General features: G+C 68.7%; 13 protein-coding genes and 1 tRNA gene. 9 read left to right on the top strand and 5 right to left on the bottom strand.

The annotated features are described in order from the left end of the window. Positions 1–9 precede the first annotated feature (9 nt). The 3 genes from MNY60_RS02640 (at position 10) to MNY60_RS02630 (ending at position 4,845) form a co-directional block, all read left to right on the top strand. Positions 10–1,002 (top strand): hypothetical protein, encoded by a 993-nt coding sequence (locus MNY60_RS02640; protein WP_242359990.1) that lies wholly within the window; start codon positions 10–12, stop codon positions 1,000–1,002. A 110-nt stretch (positions 1,003–1,112) separates the two neighbouring features. Continuing rightward, the gene (locus MNY60_RS02635; RefSeq protein WP_242359989.1) at positions 1,113–4,643 is read left to right on the top strand and encodes an Ig-like domain-containing protein; all 3,531 of its coding nucleotides are present in this window, start codon (positions 1,113–1,115) and stop codon (positions 4,641–4,643) included. 128 nt (positions 4,644–4,771) lie between these two features. Next, positions 4,772–4,845 (top strand) — tRNA-Pro (locus MNY60_RS02630). Between the two features lie 32 nt (positions 4,846–4,877). On the opposite strand, the gene MNY60_RS02625 is transcribed toward MNY60_RS02630, so the two are convergent. Further along, positions 4,878–5,999: a site-specific integrase gene (locus MNY60_RS02625; protein WP_242352368.1), complete on the bottom strand. Its 1,122-nt coding sequence runs from the start codon at positions 5,997–5,999 to the stop codon at positions 4,878–4,880. Between the two features lie 346 nt (positions 6,000–6,345). Between MNY60_RS02625 and MNY60_RS02620 the strand changes: the two genes are divergently transcribed. Next, a complete protein-coding gene (locus MNY60_RS02620; protein ID WP_242359988.1) occupies positions 6,346–6,936 on the top strand; it encodes a recombinase family protein in 591 nt (196 codons plus the stop codon). A gap of 508 nt (positions 6,937–7,444) precedes the next feature. On the opposite strand, the gene MNY60_RS02615 is transcribed toward MNY60_RS02620, so the two are convergent. Further along, a complete protein-coding gene (locus tag MNY60_RS02615; RefSeq protein ID WP_242352360.1) occupies positions 7,445–7,627 on the bottom strand; it encodes a hypothetical protein in 183 nt (60 codons plus the stop codon). 872 nt (positions 7,628–8,499) lie between these two features. On the opposite strand from MNY60_RS02615, the gene MNY60_RS02610 reads away from it, so the two are divergent. Beyond that, the gene (locus tag MNY60_RS02610; protein WP_242352358.1) at positions 8,500–9,009 is read left to right on the top strand and encodes a hypothetical protein; all 510 of its coding nucleotides are present in this window, start codon (positions 8,500–8,502) and stop codon (positions 9,007–9,009) included. 140 nt (positions 9,010–9,149) lie between these two features. Here MNY60_RS02610 and MNY60_RS02605 read toward each other — a convergent pair whose 3' ends face one another. Both MNY60_RS02605 and MNY60_RS02600 read right to left on the bottom strand, forming a co-directional pair. Continuing rightward, positions 9,150–10,286, bottom strand: coding sequence for a helix-turn-helix domain-containing protein (locus tag MNY60_RS02605; protein ID WP_242352356.1), 1,137 nt, complete (start codon positions 10,284–10,286; stop codon positions 9,150–9,152). Then, positions 10,283–10,912, bottom strand: a complete 630-nt coding sequence (locus MNY60_RS02600) for a hypothetical protein (protein WP_242352354.1) — start codon at positions 10,910–10,912, stop codon at positions 10,283–10,285. The genes MNY60_RS02605 and MNY60_RS02600 overlap by 4 nt, the downstream gene beginning before the upstream one ends. A gap of 93 nt (positions 10,913–11,005) precedes the next feature. Here MNY60_RS02600 and MNY60_RS24435 point away from each other — a divergent pair, with 93 nt between their 5' ends. The 4 genes from MNY60_RS24435 to MNY60_RS02585 all read left to right on the top strand — a co-directional run bounded on the left by MNY60_RS24435 (position 11,006) and on the right by MNY60_RS02585 (position 15,180). Then, entirely contained in the window at positions 11,006–11,326 is a 321-nt protein-coding gene (locus tag MNY60_RS24435; RefSeq protein ID WP_374109393.1) for an ATP-dependent endonuclease, read from the top strand. Positions 11,327–11,417: 91 nt separating this feature from the next. Then, on the top strand, positions 11,418–12,827 hold the full coding sequence (locus MNY60_RS02595) for an AAA family ATPase (protein ID WP_242352352.1): 1,410 nt from the start codon (positions 11,418–11,420) through the stop codon (positions 12,825–12,827). Then, positions 12,820–14,226, top strand: a complete 1,407-nt coding sequence (locus MNY60_RS02590; RefSeq protein WP_242352350.1) for a UvrD-helicase domain-containing protein — start codon at positions 12,820–12,822, stop codon at positions 14,224–14,226. The genes MNY60_RS02595 and MNY60_RS02590 overlap by 8 nt, the downstream gene beginning before the upstream one ends. A gap of 30 nt (positions 14,227–14,256) precedes the next feature. Continuing rightward, on the top strand, positions 14,257–15,180 hold the full coding sequence (locus tag MNY60_RS02585; protein WP_242352348.1) for a hypothetical protein: 924 nt from the start codon (positions 14,257–14,259) through the stop codon (positions 15,178–15,180). Between the two features lie 290 nt (positions 15,181–15,470). On the opposite strand, the gene MNY60_RS02580 is transcribed toward MNY60_RS02585, so the two are convergent. Then, entirely contained in the window at positions 15,471–15,953 is a 483-nt protein-coding gene (locus tag MNY60_RS02580) for a cupin domain-containing protein (RefSeq protein ID WP_242352347.1), read from the bottom strand.

Raw genomic sequence — 15,953 nt, 5'->3', positions numbered from 1 at the left:
GACGCCGCCATGGCGCTGCTCCTCGACGGCAAGCTCGAGGAGGCCGCGCGCGCGTTCGACGCGGTGGCGGCCACCCCCGGCGCCGGCCCACTCGCCGACCGCGCGCGCACGCTCGCCGAGGTGAGCCGCGCGCTCGCCGCTCGCGGGCACTTCGAGCTCCAGGAGCCGCGCCTCGAGCGCCGGCGTCCCGCCCGTCTGGACCGGAGCGGCCGCGCCGAGCTCGCGTTCTTCGGCACGACCTACGGCATCTGGACCGGCGTCGCGACCGGCCTCCTCGCCGAGGCCGACGACGGCCGCGCCTACCTCGCGCTCGCCATCGCCGGCGGCGTGGGCGGGCTCACGCTCGCGATCCTGCCCACCCGCCACGCCGCGATGCCCGAGGGCCGCGCCCAGGCGATCGAGTCCGCCACGAGCTGGGGGACGTTCAACGGCGGCCTCATCGCCGCGCTCGCTGACGCGGACGGGAAGGGGGTCGTCGGCGCGACGCTCGGCACGGGCCTCGCCGCGCTCGGCACCACGGTGCTCCTGACGCGCGACCGGAGCCCGTCCTCGGGCGCCGTGGCGCTCACGAACAGCGGCGGCATCTGGGGGCTCGTGACGGGCGGGCTCACGCTCGCGATCCTGGACGACGCGAGCGCCACGACCGCCCAGGGCGTGCTGCTCGCCACCACCGACGCCGGCCTGCTCGCGATGGCGCTCGTCGCGCGACGCGTCGAGATGAGCCGCGGCCGGTCACTCCTCATCGACGCGGGCGGGCTCCTCGGCACGCTCGCCGGCGTGTCGGTGCCGGCGTTCGCCAACGCGGAGAACGGTCACGCGATCGGCGCGGCGGGCCTCGCCGGGATGGCGGTCGGGCTCGCCGCGGGGGCGTACCTCTCGCGCGGCTGGGACGAAGATCCGGACCAGGCGGCCGCCGCGCGCGCCGAGGGTGCGATGGCGGCGCCGATGGTGGCGCGGCTCGAGGGTGGCGGGTTCTCGGCGGGGGTGGCAGGACGGTTCTGATGTAGGTGCGGTCGCAGCCTTGCCGCTCGTTGACCCGCTGTGTACCCTCGCGCGCCGTATCCCAGCGTGAACGCCGGGACGCGCGCCGTTGCCGGCGCGGGGAGGGGAACATGCGGCGGATCTCGGCGCTCGGCCTCGCGGCCGTGCTCGCGGCGGCGTGCAGCGGCGGCAGCGGTGGCGGCGGCGCGAAGCCGGCGGCGACCCTCGTCTCCATCGCGGTGACGCCGGCGACGGCGGTGACCGTGGCGGGCGCGACCGTGAAGCTCACCGCGACCGGCGCCTACGACGACGGCAGCAAGCGCGACGTGACCGCCGAGGCGAGCTGGACCTCGCTGAACGGCGGCACCGCGCAGGTGTCGGCGGGCGTCGTGACGGGGATCACCGCGGGGACCGCGACCATCACCGCCGCGATCGGGACCATCCAGGGGACGGCGCTCGTCACCGTGGACACGCCGACGTTCGTCTCCGTGCGGATGGATCCCGTGAGCGCGGTGATCTCCGCGGGCCAGTCCGCCTCGCTCCGCTGCCTCGGCATCACCGACGGCGGGACGGAGATCGACGTGACCGCGGCCGCCGTGTGGACGAGCGCCGATCCGCTCGTCGCCACGGTCTCGCGCGGCGTCGTCTCGGGCGTGAAGGTCGGCGGCACGGACGTGCGCGCCACCTACGCCGGGTTCTCCGCGCAGGCGCACGTCACCGTGGAGGCGGCGTCGCTCGCGTCGCTCCTCCTCGGCGTGCCCCCGACGTTCACCCTCGCCGCGGGCGACGCGCTCGACGTGCGCGTGTTCGCCGTCTACTCGAACGGTGGCCTGCGCGACGTGACGCTCCTCGCGGACTGGTCCTCGAGCGCGCCGGCGACGGCCGCGGTGTCGAGCGTCGCCCAGACCGCGGGGCGCCTCGACGCGCTCGCGGCCGGCGCGGCGACGATCACGGCCTCCTTCGGCGGCAAGACCGCCTCGGCGGAGCTCACCGTCGCCTCCGACTCCGTGATCTTCGTCCTCGTCCAGCCGGTGCCCTCGCCGCTGCCGGTCGGCATCGGCTACCCGCTCCGCGCCACCGCGCTCCACGCGGACGGCACCACCGCCGACGTGACCGCGCTCGCGACCTGGTCCTCCGACTCGAGCGTCGTGACCGTGGCCGCGGGCGGAGTCGCAACGATGGTCGCGGGCGGGGTCGCCGTCGTGAGCGCGAGCTACGGAGGCGCAGTCGGGCGCGCGGCCGTGACCGTCACCGGCGACGCGCCGACAGGGCTCGCGATCGACACGACCGCCATCGCCATGGGCCTCGGCGACTACACCTGGCCACCGCCCAACGTGACGCTGAGCTACGCGAATGGCTCGAGCTACGACGTCTCGAGCGCGGCGACGTTCTCGGTCGTCGATCCGGCCGTCGGCATCGTGGAGAAGGGATGGTGGGGCGATACCGTCGTCCGGGCCGTGGGCCTCGGGACGACCACCCTGGAGGCGCGCTACGCGGGGCTCTCCGCCACGGCGAGCGTCCAGGTGACCGCGCCGCTGTCGTTCGCCCTCGACGCTCCCGCGTCGGTGCCGGCGGGCGTGAGCTGGAGGGTGAAGGCGCAGACCCGCGTGCAGGGGAAGTACGTCGTCGAGACGGAGGACGTGTCGAGCTACGCCGAGTGGTCCTCGAGCGACCCGGCGGTGATCGCCATCTCGAACGCGCCCGGCACGAAGGGCACCGCCACGGTGGTCGGCTCCGGGAGCACGACGCTGTCCGCGTCCTTCGGCGGGATGACGGCGACGAAGACGGTGACGGTGCTCGGGCCGCTCGCCTCGATCACCATCTCCCCGGCGTCGCTCCTCGTGCCGTCGGGCGTCACCCGCCAGCTGAGCGCGACGGCCCGCCTCGCCGACGGCCGCACCACCGACGCGACGACCCTCGTCACCTGGCGCTGCGACCGCGTCATCGGCTCGGTGAACGGCGGCAGCTTCTGGTCGTCGAGCCCCGGCACGGGCGAGATCACCGCCGCGATCGGCGACGTCTTCGGCTCCGCGACCGCGACGGTCGTGCGCGAGCCGTCCCAGTTCGGCGGGCTCGTCATCCGCCCCGCGGTCGCGTACGGGGACAAGCTGCCGGTGGGGCACACCGGACAGCTCCGGGCCATGTACGTGTACTCGGTCGGCGGCTGGAACGTGGAAGTCCCGGTGCAGGGCGAGGTGACGTGGACGAGCGAGTCGCCCGCGGTCGCCGCGTTCGACGATCCCGCGAACCCGGGCCGGGTCCATGCGCTCGCCGCCGGCAGCGTCTACGTGCGGGCCGCCACGACGAGTCCGTCGGGCCTGCCGATGCAGGCGTCGACGCAGCTCTCGGTCGTGACGCCCACGGCGCCCCTCGAGCTCGCGCCGGTCACGGTCCCGCTCGGTGGCTCGGCGGCGCTCCGCCTGGCCGTGCCGCTCGCGACCAGCACCGCCTCGGCGACGTCGTTCGCGACCTTCGAGTCGAGCGATCCGTCGGTCCTCGAGGTGCGCGGGTCGACGGTGGTCGCGCGGAAGCTCGGCTCGGTCGAGCTCCGCGCGCGCCTCGACGACGTGACGGTCGTGGCGCAGGGCACCGTCGTGCCGGCGGCGCCGAAGGCCCTCTTCGTGGCGCTCCCGTACCAGCTCACGGTGGGCGACAAGACGGCGCCGGGCGCCTTCCTGGAGCTCGACAGCGGCGACTACGTGGACGTGACCAAGCTCTCGACCTGGGCGTGCTCGACTCCCGCCGTCGCGTCGCTCACGTGGACGCCGGGCACGGCGCCCGACCTGCAGGCGATCGCCGAGGGGATGGCGACGCTCGACGCGAGCTGGAGCGGTTTCGTCGGGACGGACAGCGTCCCGGTGGTCGGCGCCGCAGCGGAGCCGGCGGCGGTGAGCCTGCGCTTCGATCCTCCGACCTACGAGCTCCCCGTGGGCGGAAGCCTGACGATGCAGCTCCGCGCGACGCTCTCGAGCGGCGGCACCGTCACCGCGACCGGCGCGCAGATCACCGTGTCGCCCGCGGACGTCGCCACGGCGACGTACTCCGGCTCCTACGGCACCATCACCGGCCAGAAGCTCGGGAGCGCGGTCGTCACCGCCACGTGGGGCGGGCAGACGGCGACGGCGATCGTGAACGTCACGCACACCGTCGGCGAGTTCGGGCTGTTCGCGCCGGACAGCGGGCCCCTCGGGCTCCACCCGTACGAGCGCCTGTACCTCAACACCTACGAGAATGTGGGCTTCGCCGAGCTCGAGAAGACGCTGGCGTGGGCCTCGTCGAACCCGGCGGTGGTGAAGGTGGTCGCGCCCGGGGTCGTCGAAGCGGTCGCCCCGGGCACCGCGATCGTCACCGCTGCCTCCGGGCTGCAGGTGTGGCCCTTGCCCATGACGGTGTCGAGCTCCCCCCTCGATCGCCTGGAGCTCGCGGGCGTCGCGCCCACGGTACCCGTCGGCTCGAGCTACCGGTTCCGCGCGACCGCCCGTTTCGCGGACGGCGCGTCGCTTGACGTGTCGAGCCGCGCGACGTGGTCGAGCGCCGACCCGACGATCGTCGAATTCGACCCTGCGGCGCCCGGAAAGCTCTCCGCGAAGCGCGCCGGAACCGTGCGCATCGAGGCCCGGCTCGACGGCAAGACGGAGTCCGCGGAGGTGACGGTTTTCTAGCGGGAGCGGCGGGCCGAGCCGGCCCGCGCTTCCCCCTTGACACCCTCTCGGCACTCCAGTATCTACGCCGCCTTACGTCGGTCCGAGGTCTTCCCGGGGCCTGGAATCCGTCCGACGGAGCGCATCATCGGGGAGTGGCTCAGCCTGGTAGAGCACTTGGTTCGGGACCAAGGGGTCGCAGGTTCAAATCCTGTCTCCCCGACTCTTTAAGTACCTGACGGCTCAGGGGTTCTTCTAGGACCCCTGGGCCGTCTCCCTTACGGCTCCCCGCGCTTCCCGGTTCAGCAGCTCAATGGCTGCAGACTTGGCCGACGGCGACAGGTGCATGTAGCGCATCGTCGTCGTCACGCTGGTGTGGCCGGCCAGTTCCTTGATGGCGAGCGTCGGAGCGCCAGCCATCGCGAGCCGAGAGCAGAAGGTGTGGCGGAGGATATGCAGCCCTCCCGTCACCTTGAGCCCGGCGTGCCTCTGAGCCCGCCGCATCCACTTCGCCAGGAGGACGCCGGTCACCTTCTCGTGGCCGTCGTCGCGCCAGAGGACTCGGTCGCCGCGAAGGTGGCGGTTCGCGACTAGCGCGTCCCTGAGCCGCTCGGTCATGTTGACCTGGCGCTCGCGGCCGCCCTTCGGGAGCGTCACCTGGCCCTTCCACTCCGACCGGCGCACGTGCTGGGTGCCCCTCTTCGTGTCGCAGTCGTTCTGCTCCAGGCCGATGATCTCTCCGCGGCGAAGGCCGGCATCGCCGGCCAGGAGCACGAGCAGCTCGATACGGGGGTCGACCTTGCGTGCCGTCTCGACGAGCTGCTCGTAGTCGCAGGACTCGTAGAAGTCGACCGTCGGAACGGTCGTCTTCAGCAGCTTGATCGAGCAGGGAAGGGCGGAGATGACGCCCCATTCCTTCGCGGCCTTGAGCATCGTGCTGAGCGTGACGAGGACGTTGTTGACCGTCTTCGGGCTCAGGTGCTTCAGGTCGGCCTTGAGCTTCGCCACGTCCGAATCGCGAACGTCGTCGAGCCTGCGGTCCCCGAACCTCGGCTTCACGTACAAGTCGAGGACCGCCTTCTTCTGAGCGATGGTCGACGGCTTGAGGCGGCTCGCCTCACAGTGCTCCTCGATGTACCGCGCGCGGAACTCCTCGAACGTCGGGACGGCCGCGCGCGGTGTCTCTTCTGTGCTCCTCCTCCCGCCTCGCGCGAGGACTTCTGCCTCGCGCTGCTGCGCCCATCGAAGGGTGCCGCTCTTCGACGTGACGGGGGACTTCACGCGCTCTCGCACGCGAGTTCCGTCGGGCATGGTGATGCGGATGTCCACTTCGAATCCCTGCTTCCCGTTTCTCTTCCACTCCTTGATTCGCACCATCGTCGGCTGTCCTCTCCGGCGACGACGCACGCTCTCGGGCTTCCCGCTCAACAGCCTTCGCCCACTCCGGGCGCGTGTCCATCCGCATTGTCTTCGGCTTCACGGCAGCACCTCGCTCACGGCGACGCACGTTTCGAGGCCGACCTGCCTGCAAACCCGCTCGACCAGCTCAACCATTTCCTCCAGGTGTGCGCGGCAAACGTCCATCGCGCTGAAGTCGCCCCGTCTAAGAGTGAAGCAGGCGTCAGGGTGGCAATCGGGCGAGTCGCAGCGTGCGACCTCTCCGCGCCACATCCGTAGCGCCGCGTCCGACATGGAGCGGAGGAATGAGTCATATTCCTCGGTCGTGACCGCCACCGCCAAGCCCCTCGCCGTCGCGTACCTGCGGGTGTCCACCGCCGAGCAGACCACGGCCAACCAGCGGGAGGAGGTCGTGCGCCTCGCCGGGGCTCGGGGCTACCGCGTTGAGGTCGTTGAGGAGACGGGCTCCGCGGTCAAGCGGCGGCCCGCCCTCGACGCCGTCATGGACCGCGCGCGCCGTGGCGAGGTGCGTGCCTTGGTCGTCGTCGCGCTCGACCGCATCGACAGGGACCACGTCGCGATCGTCGCTCGCGTCGCCGAGCTGGACCGCGTCGGATGTGCCGTCATCTCTGTGCGCGAGCCTTGGACCGACACCTCGGGGCCGACGCGCGGCCTACTCGTGAGCGTGTTCGGGTGGGTCGCCGAGCAGGAACGCCGAGTCCTCATCGAGCGCACGAAGGCAGGCATCGCCCGCGCGCGCCGCGAGAACAAGAAGCTGGGCCGCCCGTCGGTGATGCTGCCCTGCGACGTGGAGAAGGCGAAGGGGATGCGGGCGAAGGGGGCGACGTGGGTCGAGGTCGGCGCGGCGCTCGACGTCAATGCGGACACGGTCCGCCTCGCCTCCAAGAACTGGTGAGCGTCGCAGATCACGAGGGCCACGCGCTCGCCATCGTGCGGGCCATGGCCCTCGCTGCGTAGGGCTCTCGCGCATGACAGCCCGCGAACGCCTCGGCCGCCCCCCTTCCTCGATCCTGCTGGGCGACGAGACCCCTGGTACGGCCCAGGAACGGGCCCGGCATGCCCGATGACCCTCGTCCGGATGGCGGTTCGACTCCAGACCCATGTTACTGTTGGTCCGTGTCGCGCCGAGCGAGGGCCAGCAGCTCGTCGAGGCCGCAATTGCAGGGGATGAGCTTCCCGTCCTTGTCGAAGGTCCGGCCGCGGAGTCGGTGTACGCAGCGAACCCGCGCAGCAACACGGCGGTCGTCATCGGCTGGAGATCAACGCCCGGCCGGGCGGCGGCAAACGGAACAGGGTTCCTTCGTCTGCCGACCGCAGGATGGTACGTCCGCGGTTCGTGAAAATTCTGCTCTCAACAGGAGGAAACCGGGATGTCGACTGCGCAGCCTGAGGGACGAGTCGGTTCAGCCGATCGCACGCTTCTCCTCGAGATCGAGGGCGAAGGAGGATTCTTCGACGTCCTCGACCATCGCGATCTTGGGACGACGTGCCACATTCGACTGACGTACGAGAATGCCCAGAGGCTGAAGCTGTTCATCGGCAACAGAGGAACGCTGACCGTCGATGATGGGACCGTGTTCATCCACGAACTCGAGATCGTAGCGGTCACACCAGAATCTGGCGAGGCGAAGGCGAACATCACGGGTTAGCAGTCTGCGCTCCCGTCGTGGAGCAGAGTGGCGGCGAGCCACATCGCCTATCTGCCGGAGGTCCTCGAGCCTAAGGCGAGTCTCCGCCCGAAAATGAAACGTCCCGGGACCGCGCGGCGGCGGTGCCCGGGACGGAGCAGAACTCGGCGTGCTCAGGCGCTCACGTTACGGGGGCTGCATGGGATGCCTCCTCGCAAGCAGCCGCCCCCTGCGCGGCCGGCTTGCAACGAGGCGGTTCGAGAGGCACAATGCGGGTTGGTTCAGGACCCGGTGCCCCCCCAAGGGGCCTCTTGGTTGTCTTGAAGAAGGGGCTCATCGGCGTTGGCGCGCCGGTGGGCCTCTTCGGCTTTCTGCCTCTCACCCGTCCGACCTGTACTTCGCGGGGCGGCCGGGCAGGTAGGACGCTAGCCGATGGCATCGCTGGGCGCAAGCCCGTCCGCTGTGCAGCCTGGCGGACTCCGTAAAACCGGCTACTTACGTGATGTCACGCATGGGGATGGCCGCATCGCCCCCATACCTCCGCCCGCATTCCCGGCGGCGGAACCTCGGACCCTCGGAAACAGGAAATCTGGAAACCGGATACGTGGGAAACGGTTAAGCGAGCTAACAGGTTGATCTTGCGATGTACGTGTGTCCACACAGAAGCAGATAAGCGCCAAGCATGTTGACGGGAGTGCTAGCTAACGTCAGAATGCCTGCGACTCGATCGCTCGGAGGTTCGCGTGGCGAAAGTTAGGAGCGCCCGACGCCGCGAAGGGCTTCGGAAGGAACTCTGGCCCGATGGTGGCCGCGAGATGTGGCGCGGCCCCATGAAGGAGAAGGGGTGGAGCGCTGTCCCTCGGACGCTGTCCGTTGTCCTGTGCGCGCTGCAGGACCGCGACGTGCGAGGGGCGGTGGATCTTTCGCGCGTCTACGTTGACCTCTGGACGCGAACGTTCGACGAGGGGTTGATCGAGATTCCCGATGAAGCCGAGGCAGCGTGGCTTTCGGGCTTCGCGAAAAATCGGACGCGCTCATGGCGCGAGCGCGTCCGTCACCTGGAGCGACTTGGCTTCATCAAGGTGTTCTCGGACGCAGTCCACGACATCGCCGCGATCGGGCTCATTCATCCTCACATCGCGATGATGCGACTGCGCCGGCAGGGAAGGGTGAACGACGGCATCTGGGCGCTGTACACGAAGAAGCTGGATGCCGCCGCCGGCAGCGCCCCCGTGCCCCCCGAGGACGAAGCGCAGGACACGACGCATGCGGACCAGCGACCGTCCGCCGAGTCGCACGGGTCGGGCATACGGCCACCCGGTCGCGTCGTTGAAGTCTGAGTCGTCCGGTCTGCCGTCACTCATCGTGACGATCGGCACCGTACTTCGCTCGTTCTGAGCCGCTGTTCAGGTTCGCTCGCACCGCTCGGGAGGGCGCACGCCCCCTCGTCGCATGCGGCGCGAACTCGTATCGTCCCGCGCTACTCCGGCGGGCGCACCGGGCGCCGGGTCTTGACCTGGGCGAACGGAATGACATTGGTCGGCCCGGTGATGGTCGGTGGCGCCAAATCCGGGGCGATCTTCGCCAGCACCTCATCTGTCCACCCGAGCCGACGCACGACGTCCTCGCGTGTGACGCCTTGGTCCTCGAGGACCTTGAACGCCAGCGATACGATTTCGGGCACCTCGTCGGGCGGCTCCGCTGTCTCACCGCGGTGCATCCCCCGCGAGTAATACTGCTTAAAGGCAGCTTGGTACTGCGCCGGCGAGATCAGGCGAAGGTCATATGCTCGCCGCACGATGGCCGCGATACTCGACTGCCATCGCATCTTCATCGGAATCAGCGCCTCTAACCGCACGCGCCCGGCGCCCGGCCGCGGGAACTCACGGCTGAACGCTGCGCGAGGCATCAAGAATGCGCTGGCGAATCGATCTGCCTGCGCCTCCTCCTCGTAGGACCCGTGGTCAAGCCCGCCATGCATCACCAAGTGCCCGCACTCGTGGCCCTTGTCGTGGCGTGAGCGCGACGTGCTGCCCTTGTCCGTGTTGAGCACGATGACGCCGCGGTCGCCCGCCCGGGAGAAGGCGTCAATCTTGCCAGCGCTCGCGGCGAATCGGGCGATGACAATGCCGGCGCGCTCCAGCACGCGGGTCACGTTCTTGATAGGCGTGTCGAGCCGTAGCTTCCAGTGCTCGCGCACTCGCTCGGCCGCCGTCTCGATGTCCTCGACGGTCTTCACCCGAATCGAGGGCACGTCGTAGGGCGGCAACCGCACCGACGCGTCGAGTAGCCCGACCAACTCGTTGAACAAGGTGCCGGACGCCAGAACCTTGTTGCGCACCCCCATCGGCGTCGTCTTGCGCCTGCGGAAGTAGCACTCGTCGTCGCGGAACTCGGTGGGAGCGGGGGCGTAGAAGAATGACACGTCGAACCCGAGCACCTGCGCCATCTTCTCGACGATGGTGTCGCTCGGCTGCCGCACACCGTTCTCGGCCTGCGAGATTGACGCGTGTGTGACCTCGACGCGGGCTCCTAGCTCAGACTGGCTCAACCCGCCGAACACGCGAGCCAGTCGCAGGCGGTCGCCCGAAAATGCTTGGGTGCTACTCGGCATCATTCGTCTTCCGTCTCGGTCTTGCGGGCCGCCGGGGGCTTCGGCCCGACGTTCGGCTGGTCGAGGTCCGGTGCCTCGGGGAGGTCACCACCGAGGGGCGCGAGCGGCGTCACGACGTCGGTGAGGTCGATGTCCCAAGACTGCAGCGTCTTCCCGTCGGGGCCGACGCGGGCGAAGGCGACGCGGAAGACCTCCTTCGTCAGCGGGTCGTCCTGAAAGTAGAGCCGCAGGGCGGACCCGAGCATGTCGCCCGGGGCGCGCTGCGGCTCCAACGTTTCCATGAAGACGAACGCCTTCTGCTTCAGCACCATCTCAGGCTGGAGCTCCCGCGTGGTCCGCGGGTTCGGGTCGTCGGGGTCGGTACGGTGAAACTTGACCGGGACACCCTCGACGAGCAGGAGGAAGTAGTTGCCGCTCTCGTAGTACTTCAGCCATTCCACCTCGCCCGCCAGTCGGCGGAACGCCTCGCATCCGCGCTCGAAGGTGCGCGTGCCAAGGCTGAGGTTCCTCTCTCCGGACTCGGCGTCGTGGAGATCGAGCGCGGCGCGGCGCACGCGGACGATGACGCTGGCCAGCGCCTTCAGGCGTTCGGCCGTAAACGCGGGGTGGAACTGGCTGGGCTCGTTCATGCCCTCCAAGCCTAGACGGTCGGCGAGAATAGTCAACGGAAAATGTAACCGACTCGGACACGGCGACGGTAACCGGGCCGCTCCCCGCCTTGCGTGGCAAACGGCCGCAGGTCGTGCGGGCGCCACCTGCCGGTACGGCCCGCGTCAGTACCGCCTGTAGACTCCTGGTCCGTGCGCCTCTACCGAGTAGAGATCGAGCGTTTCCGCGGAATCCGACACCTACGCTGGTCGCCGGGCGGGGGGGTGGCGTGTCTTGTTGGGCCCGGTGACTCTGGGAAGACGACAATCCTGGACGCGATCGACCTGCTGCTCGCTCCTCGCTGGAACGCTGCGTTTGACGACTCCGACTTCCTCGGCGCAGACACCTCGCAGCCCATCTCGATCACTGGCGTGCTCGGCCCAACTCCCGAGTGAGCTGCTGAACGTAGATCGGTTCGGCTATCGGCTACGCGGCTGGAGCAAGGGCGAACTCGTCCCCGAACCCGAAGACGACGAGGGCGTTCTCGTGGTTCGGCTCCTCGTGGACAGCGGCCTCGAGCCCCAGTGGTTCGTTGTGGACGCCAAAGAGCAGCAGCACCGACTGTCCGCTAAGGACCGTGAACGGTTTGGTGTGATTGCGATCGGTCGCTTCTCTGACCGTCACCTGAGCTGGGGTCGAGGCGCTGCGCTGTCTCGGCTCACCGGCGACCTCGATGAGGTCCCAGCGATCATCTCCGCAGCATCTCGCGCAGCCCGGGAGGCGTTCCGTGGTGTCGAGTGCAGCGCGCTGCGAAAGGCCGCGGCGGACGCCGAGACTATGGCCCGCGGGATCGGGGTGAAGCCTGCCTCTGGATATCGGCCTGATCTCGACCCACTCTCGGTCAGTTTGAGCGCTGGCGGAATCTCGCTCCACGACGGTGCGATTCCGGTGCGACGCCTGGGGCAGGGGACGCGAAGGCTTCTCGCGATGGCGATGCAGGCCGACGGCGCACGCCCGGACGGTGTGACCTTGGTTGACGAAGTTGAAGCCGCGCTTGAGCCGCATCGACTTCGCCAACTGCTGCGGTTTCTGCGACGCTCCGCATCGAAGCCGGTCGCGCAAGTCGACGCGAAGCCAGCCGATCACGCTGGGGGGCATCGTGGATCGACGCATCTCATAATGACGAGCCACTCGCCCGTCGCGATTCAGGAGCTCGAGACGAACGAGCTGGCGATCGTCCGGCGCTCGGCGGATGGAACGGTCGCGATCCACACACTCGCGCCTGACCTACGTGACGTCTTGCGGGCCGTCCCCGAGGCATTTCTCAGTGCCCGAGTGATCGTCTGCGAAGGAAAGACCGAGATCGGCGTATTACGCGCACTCGATCGTGCCTGGGACGAGACGACAGGCTCATCCTTCGCGTACCGGGGAGTTGCTCTTGTGGATGGCGGAGGCTCGAACGCCGCGCGGCGCGCCGAGACCTTGGCGCTGGCGGGGTTCCCGACCCTTCTCGTGCGTGACTCTGACCAACCCTGTACCCCCGACGACAAGGCCCTCTGCGCTGCTGGCGTAAGAGTCCTGCAGTGGGAAGGCGGCGTTGCCATCGAGGAGCGTGCGTTTGCCGACCTTCCGTGGGCAGCCGTCGTTCAGGCGCTGCAGATCGTTCTTGAAGAGCGAACTGCAGAACAGGTGCGGTCGGCGATCGCGTCGCGGCTCAAGATCCCTGACAATGCACTGGACCTGAATCCCGCAAGGTGGCCGCAAGCAGCAGCGGAGCAGAGTCTGCGCGTTGCGCTGGGAAAGGCCGCCAAGGAGTCAAAGCCGGGTTGGTTCAAGCGAGTGGACCTGGGCGAGCGGTTTGGGGATGTGATCGTCGCGAACCTGGCCTCCATCCCGCAGAGTGGGCTGGCGCAAACGATCGGCGCGGTGAAGTCAGAGGTCCACAGGGATGCGTGACCTCGCCGCGGGGCTCTCGGGGTCGCCTCGCGGTCATGTGGTCGCGCCGGCTGGCTGCGGCAAGACGCAACTGATCGCGCTTGCCGTTCGGCAGGAATCCGGGAAGCCGCAACTCGTTCTGACTCACACCCACGCTGGCGTTCACGCAATCCGACGCCGCATGAATCTGCTCGGGGTGCCCGCCAACGCGTACCGACTGGATACGATTGCGGGCTGGGGGCTGGCCTTGGCGAGCGCGTATCCGCGAACATCTCGCCTCCTCGACACCGACCCGGTGGGCGCTGGATGGAACGAAGTGTACGACGCGGCGGCACGTGCCCTACGGGCTCCTGCGCTTCGTGCGGTTGTGCGTGCGAGCTACGCGGGCGCGTACGTCGACGAGTATCAAGACTGCACCGTACGACAGCACGAGATGGTGCTGGCTCTCGCCGATGTCCTTCCCTGCCGCGTTCTGGGAGACCCACTACAAGGAATCTTCGACTTCCGAGACGAACCATCGATCGACTGGGACCAGCACGTCTTCCGCGAGTTCGCCCTGGTCGGCACGCCTAGGGTGGCGTACCGCTGGAAGAGCCGGAACCCCTCGCTGGGCGAGTGGGTGGGGGCCGCGAGAACGGCGATAGAAGCAGATGAGGTCCTGAAGATCGGACCGGGAACACCGGTGCGGTGGGTGCCGGTCGATAACGAGAAGGAGCAGGTTCGGCTCTACTACAGCGCGGCGAATCGGCAGGGGACAACGGTCATCGTTCGCTGCTACCCGCAGCAATGCGCTAACACTGCCCGACGTCTCACCGGGACGTTCTCCGTGATCGAGACCGTTGAGCTTGAAGACTTGGTCGAGGTCGCAAAGATTCTCGATGCCGCGAAGGGCACCGTCGCTGCAGCAGCCGTGTTGGACTACGTTGCTGGGTGCGTGACAGGGCTGACGACTGAGGTGCGAAGCCGAATCGTCCGTGCGATCGCCGGGAAGACTCGGAAGCCGCTCCCGCTTGACCTGCAGCCCAGCCTGGCCGCGCTCCGTGAACTCGAGAGCAGCTGTACTCCGGATTCCGCGCTGGCAGCAGTCGACGCGCTCTGCGCAGACCGTACGGTCTTTCGGCGAGATGCGTTGAGAGCGTTTCGTAGGACTCTGCAGCAGAAGCGGGCTGATGCGGAGGTGAGCTATCGGGAAGCAGCCCGGCGAGTTCGCAATCGCGCTCGTGGTGGTGGTGCGCAGGTCCCTCGGCTTGGAATCGGAACGACGCTCCGAATCAAGGGGCTGGAGTTCGACCACGCAATCGTGGTTATCGACCCGAGGGGCAGGACGTTTGACCGCAGGAATCTCTACGTGGCACTGACCCGCGGGTGCCAGTCGTTGACGGTCGTATCAAGCTCTCCGTTCGTTCGCGCCGCGACGTGACGCGACAGCCGGCGCCGCCGGCGAACCGTGATGATGGCCTACAAGATTGTAAGCCGCCCCGTTCCCGCGAACCTTCGGCCGAAGAAGGCCCCGTACGTCCGGCAGCCCGGGTGGAGGTTCTTGCGCATCACAGACTGTGTACAGCAAGACACACTGCTCTCTATCGGTGATCGCTACCTTGTCGTCGCTCTGCACCGGGGTACTTGGCTAGCTGGCTCGAGGGCGAGTGAACCACTGACCCTCGAACTTGCGCTGCGGCTCTGTGCTCTGCTGGCGTTCGTCGTCGATTCGCCGGTACTCCCGACGCATCCGGAGGGCGCGCCTGGATGGCTCGGCGCGACGAACGCAAAGTACTTCAAACGGACGATGCGGCGTGTTCTTCGCGGTGAGCTAACGGGATATCTGCAGGCCCTAGCGGGCGTCGCTGAGACGATCGGAGACATGTTCGTCCGGTCTCCGTACGACCTGATTCTCGATACGCCACCGGAGGCCTTCCTGCCCATGCCTACGCAGGAGAAGACGTGGCGAGGGTTGACCGCGTACTGGTCGGGTCTGATGTCGGTCGCTTTCCCTGGCCGCATCCTGAACTTCTGGCGCGCGATGGAGGCCGTGACAGCGAAAGACGAGCGATACGCGCTGTTCGAGAACCTCGCAAGAGCGAAGGTCGCGCCGCTCTGGGGCGTGGACCGCTTCGCTCTTGATGAGGGGCGGTGGGTGAATGCGACTGCGGGACTTCGACGAGAGGCCCTGCGGCAGCAGAAGCGTCTCATCAGTATCCACACCTCAGCGAGGTCTGCGCTCGACGCACTGTATTGGCAGCGACGTGGGCCTGCTGCACACGCAGACAGGGTCGCGCTGGAGTACGACCACCTGCTCGACCTAGGTGAACAAGCGCGCGATTCGCTACTGCTGCAGTACATGGCGCGCGCGGCCCTTCAGGCGAGTTGGTCGTAGTGCGCGCCGACGGCAGGGTACGGAGCGTGCCCTTTCCGGCGCCGCGGTCGAGTCACGGGCACGGAACCTTGTCTCCGCGCGCGCTCGTTCACCCGGGGCACGAGCGGCTTCCAGCCGCTGTATCCGATCGACCCGACCTGAGGCTACGAGGGGGCGAGCGCCGCACGGTACCTCGCCAGAAGCCCCGTAAACACTGGGCGGGGACTTTGCTGCACCCAGGCTTGCAGGCCCCCGCAACCATCCGGAGCTCCGGTCACCTTGGCGGCGACCGGAGCTTCGCGTTTCGTGAGTCAGTACGGCGTCCCGTCCTTGTGCGTGAACCGCCGCTTCCCGTCGGGTCCGGTGACGAGCGCGAGGTCGTCGTTCGGCCAGACCACCTGGTCGCCCGTGCCGCGGTCCCCGACCTCGAGGAACACGACCTCGCGGCCGGTGCGGTTCTCGACGTGGTGGGCCGTTCCGCCTGCTGGGAAGCCCGCGCACATGCCCGGGGAGAGCGTCACCTCGCCCGCGTCGGTGACGAGGGTCGGGTGCCCGTCGAGCACGTAGACGAACTCGTCCTGCACGGAGTGCCGGTGGTGGAGGGCGGAGCGGTCGCCCGGGGCCAACCGGGCGAGGTTCACGCCGAAGGCCTTCAGGCCGAAGTGATCGCCGAGCGGGTGCTTCACACGGCCGGCGAGCATGGTCCGGAACGGCTCGGGAACGAACGCGGCCCCGCGGCGTGGCGGGACGGCGGTCGCGTCGACGGCTATCGGTGCGCTCGTGGGTTCGGGCAT

Source organism: Anaeromyxobacter sp. SG17, assembly GCF_022690695.1.
GTDB lineage: Bacteria > Myxococcota > Myxococcia > Myxococcales > Anaeromyxobacteraceae > Anaeromyxobacter > Anaeromyxobacter soli.
The sequence above is the reverse complement of the archived record's forward strand: the minus strand, read 5'-3'. Positions and strand labels throughout refer to the sequence as shown.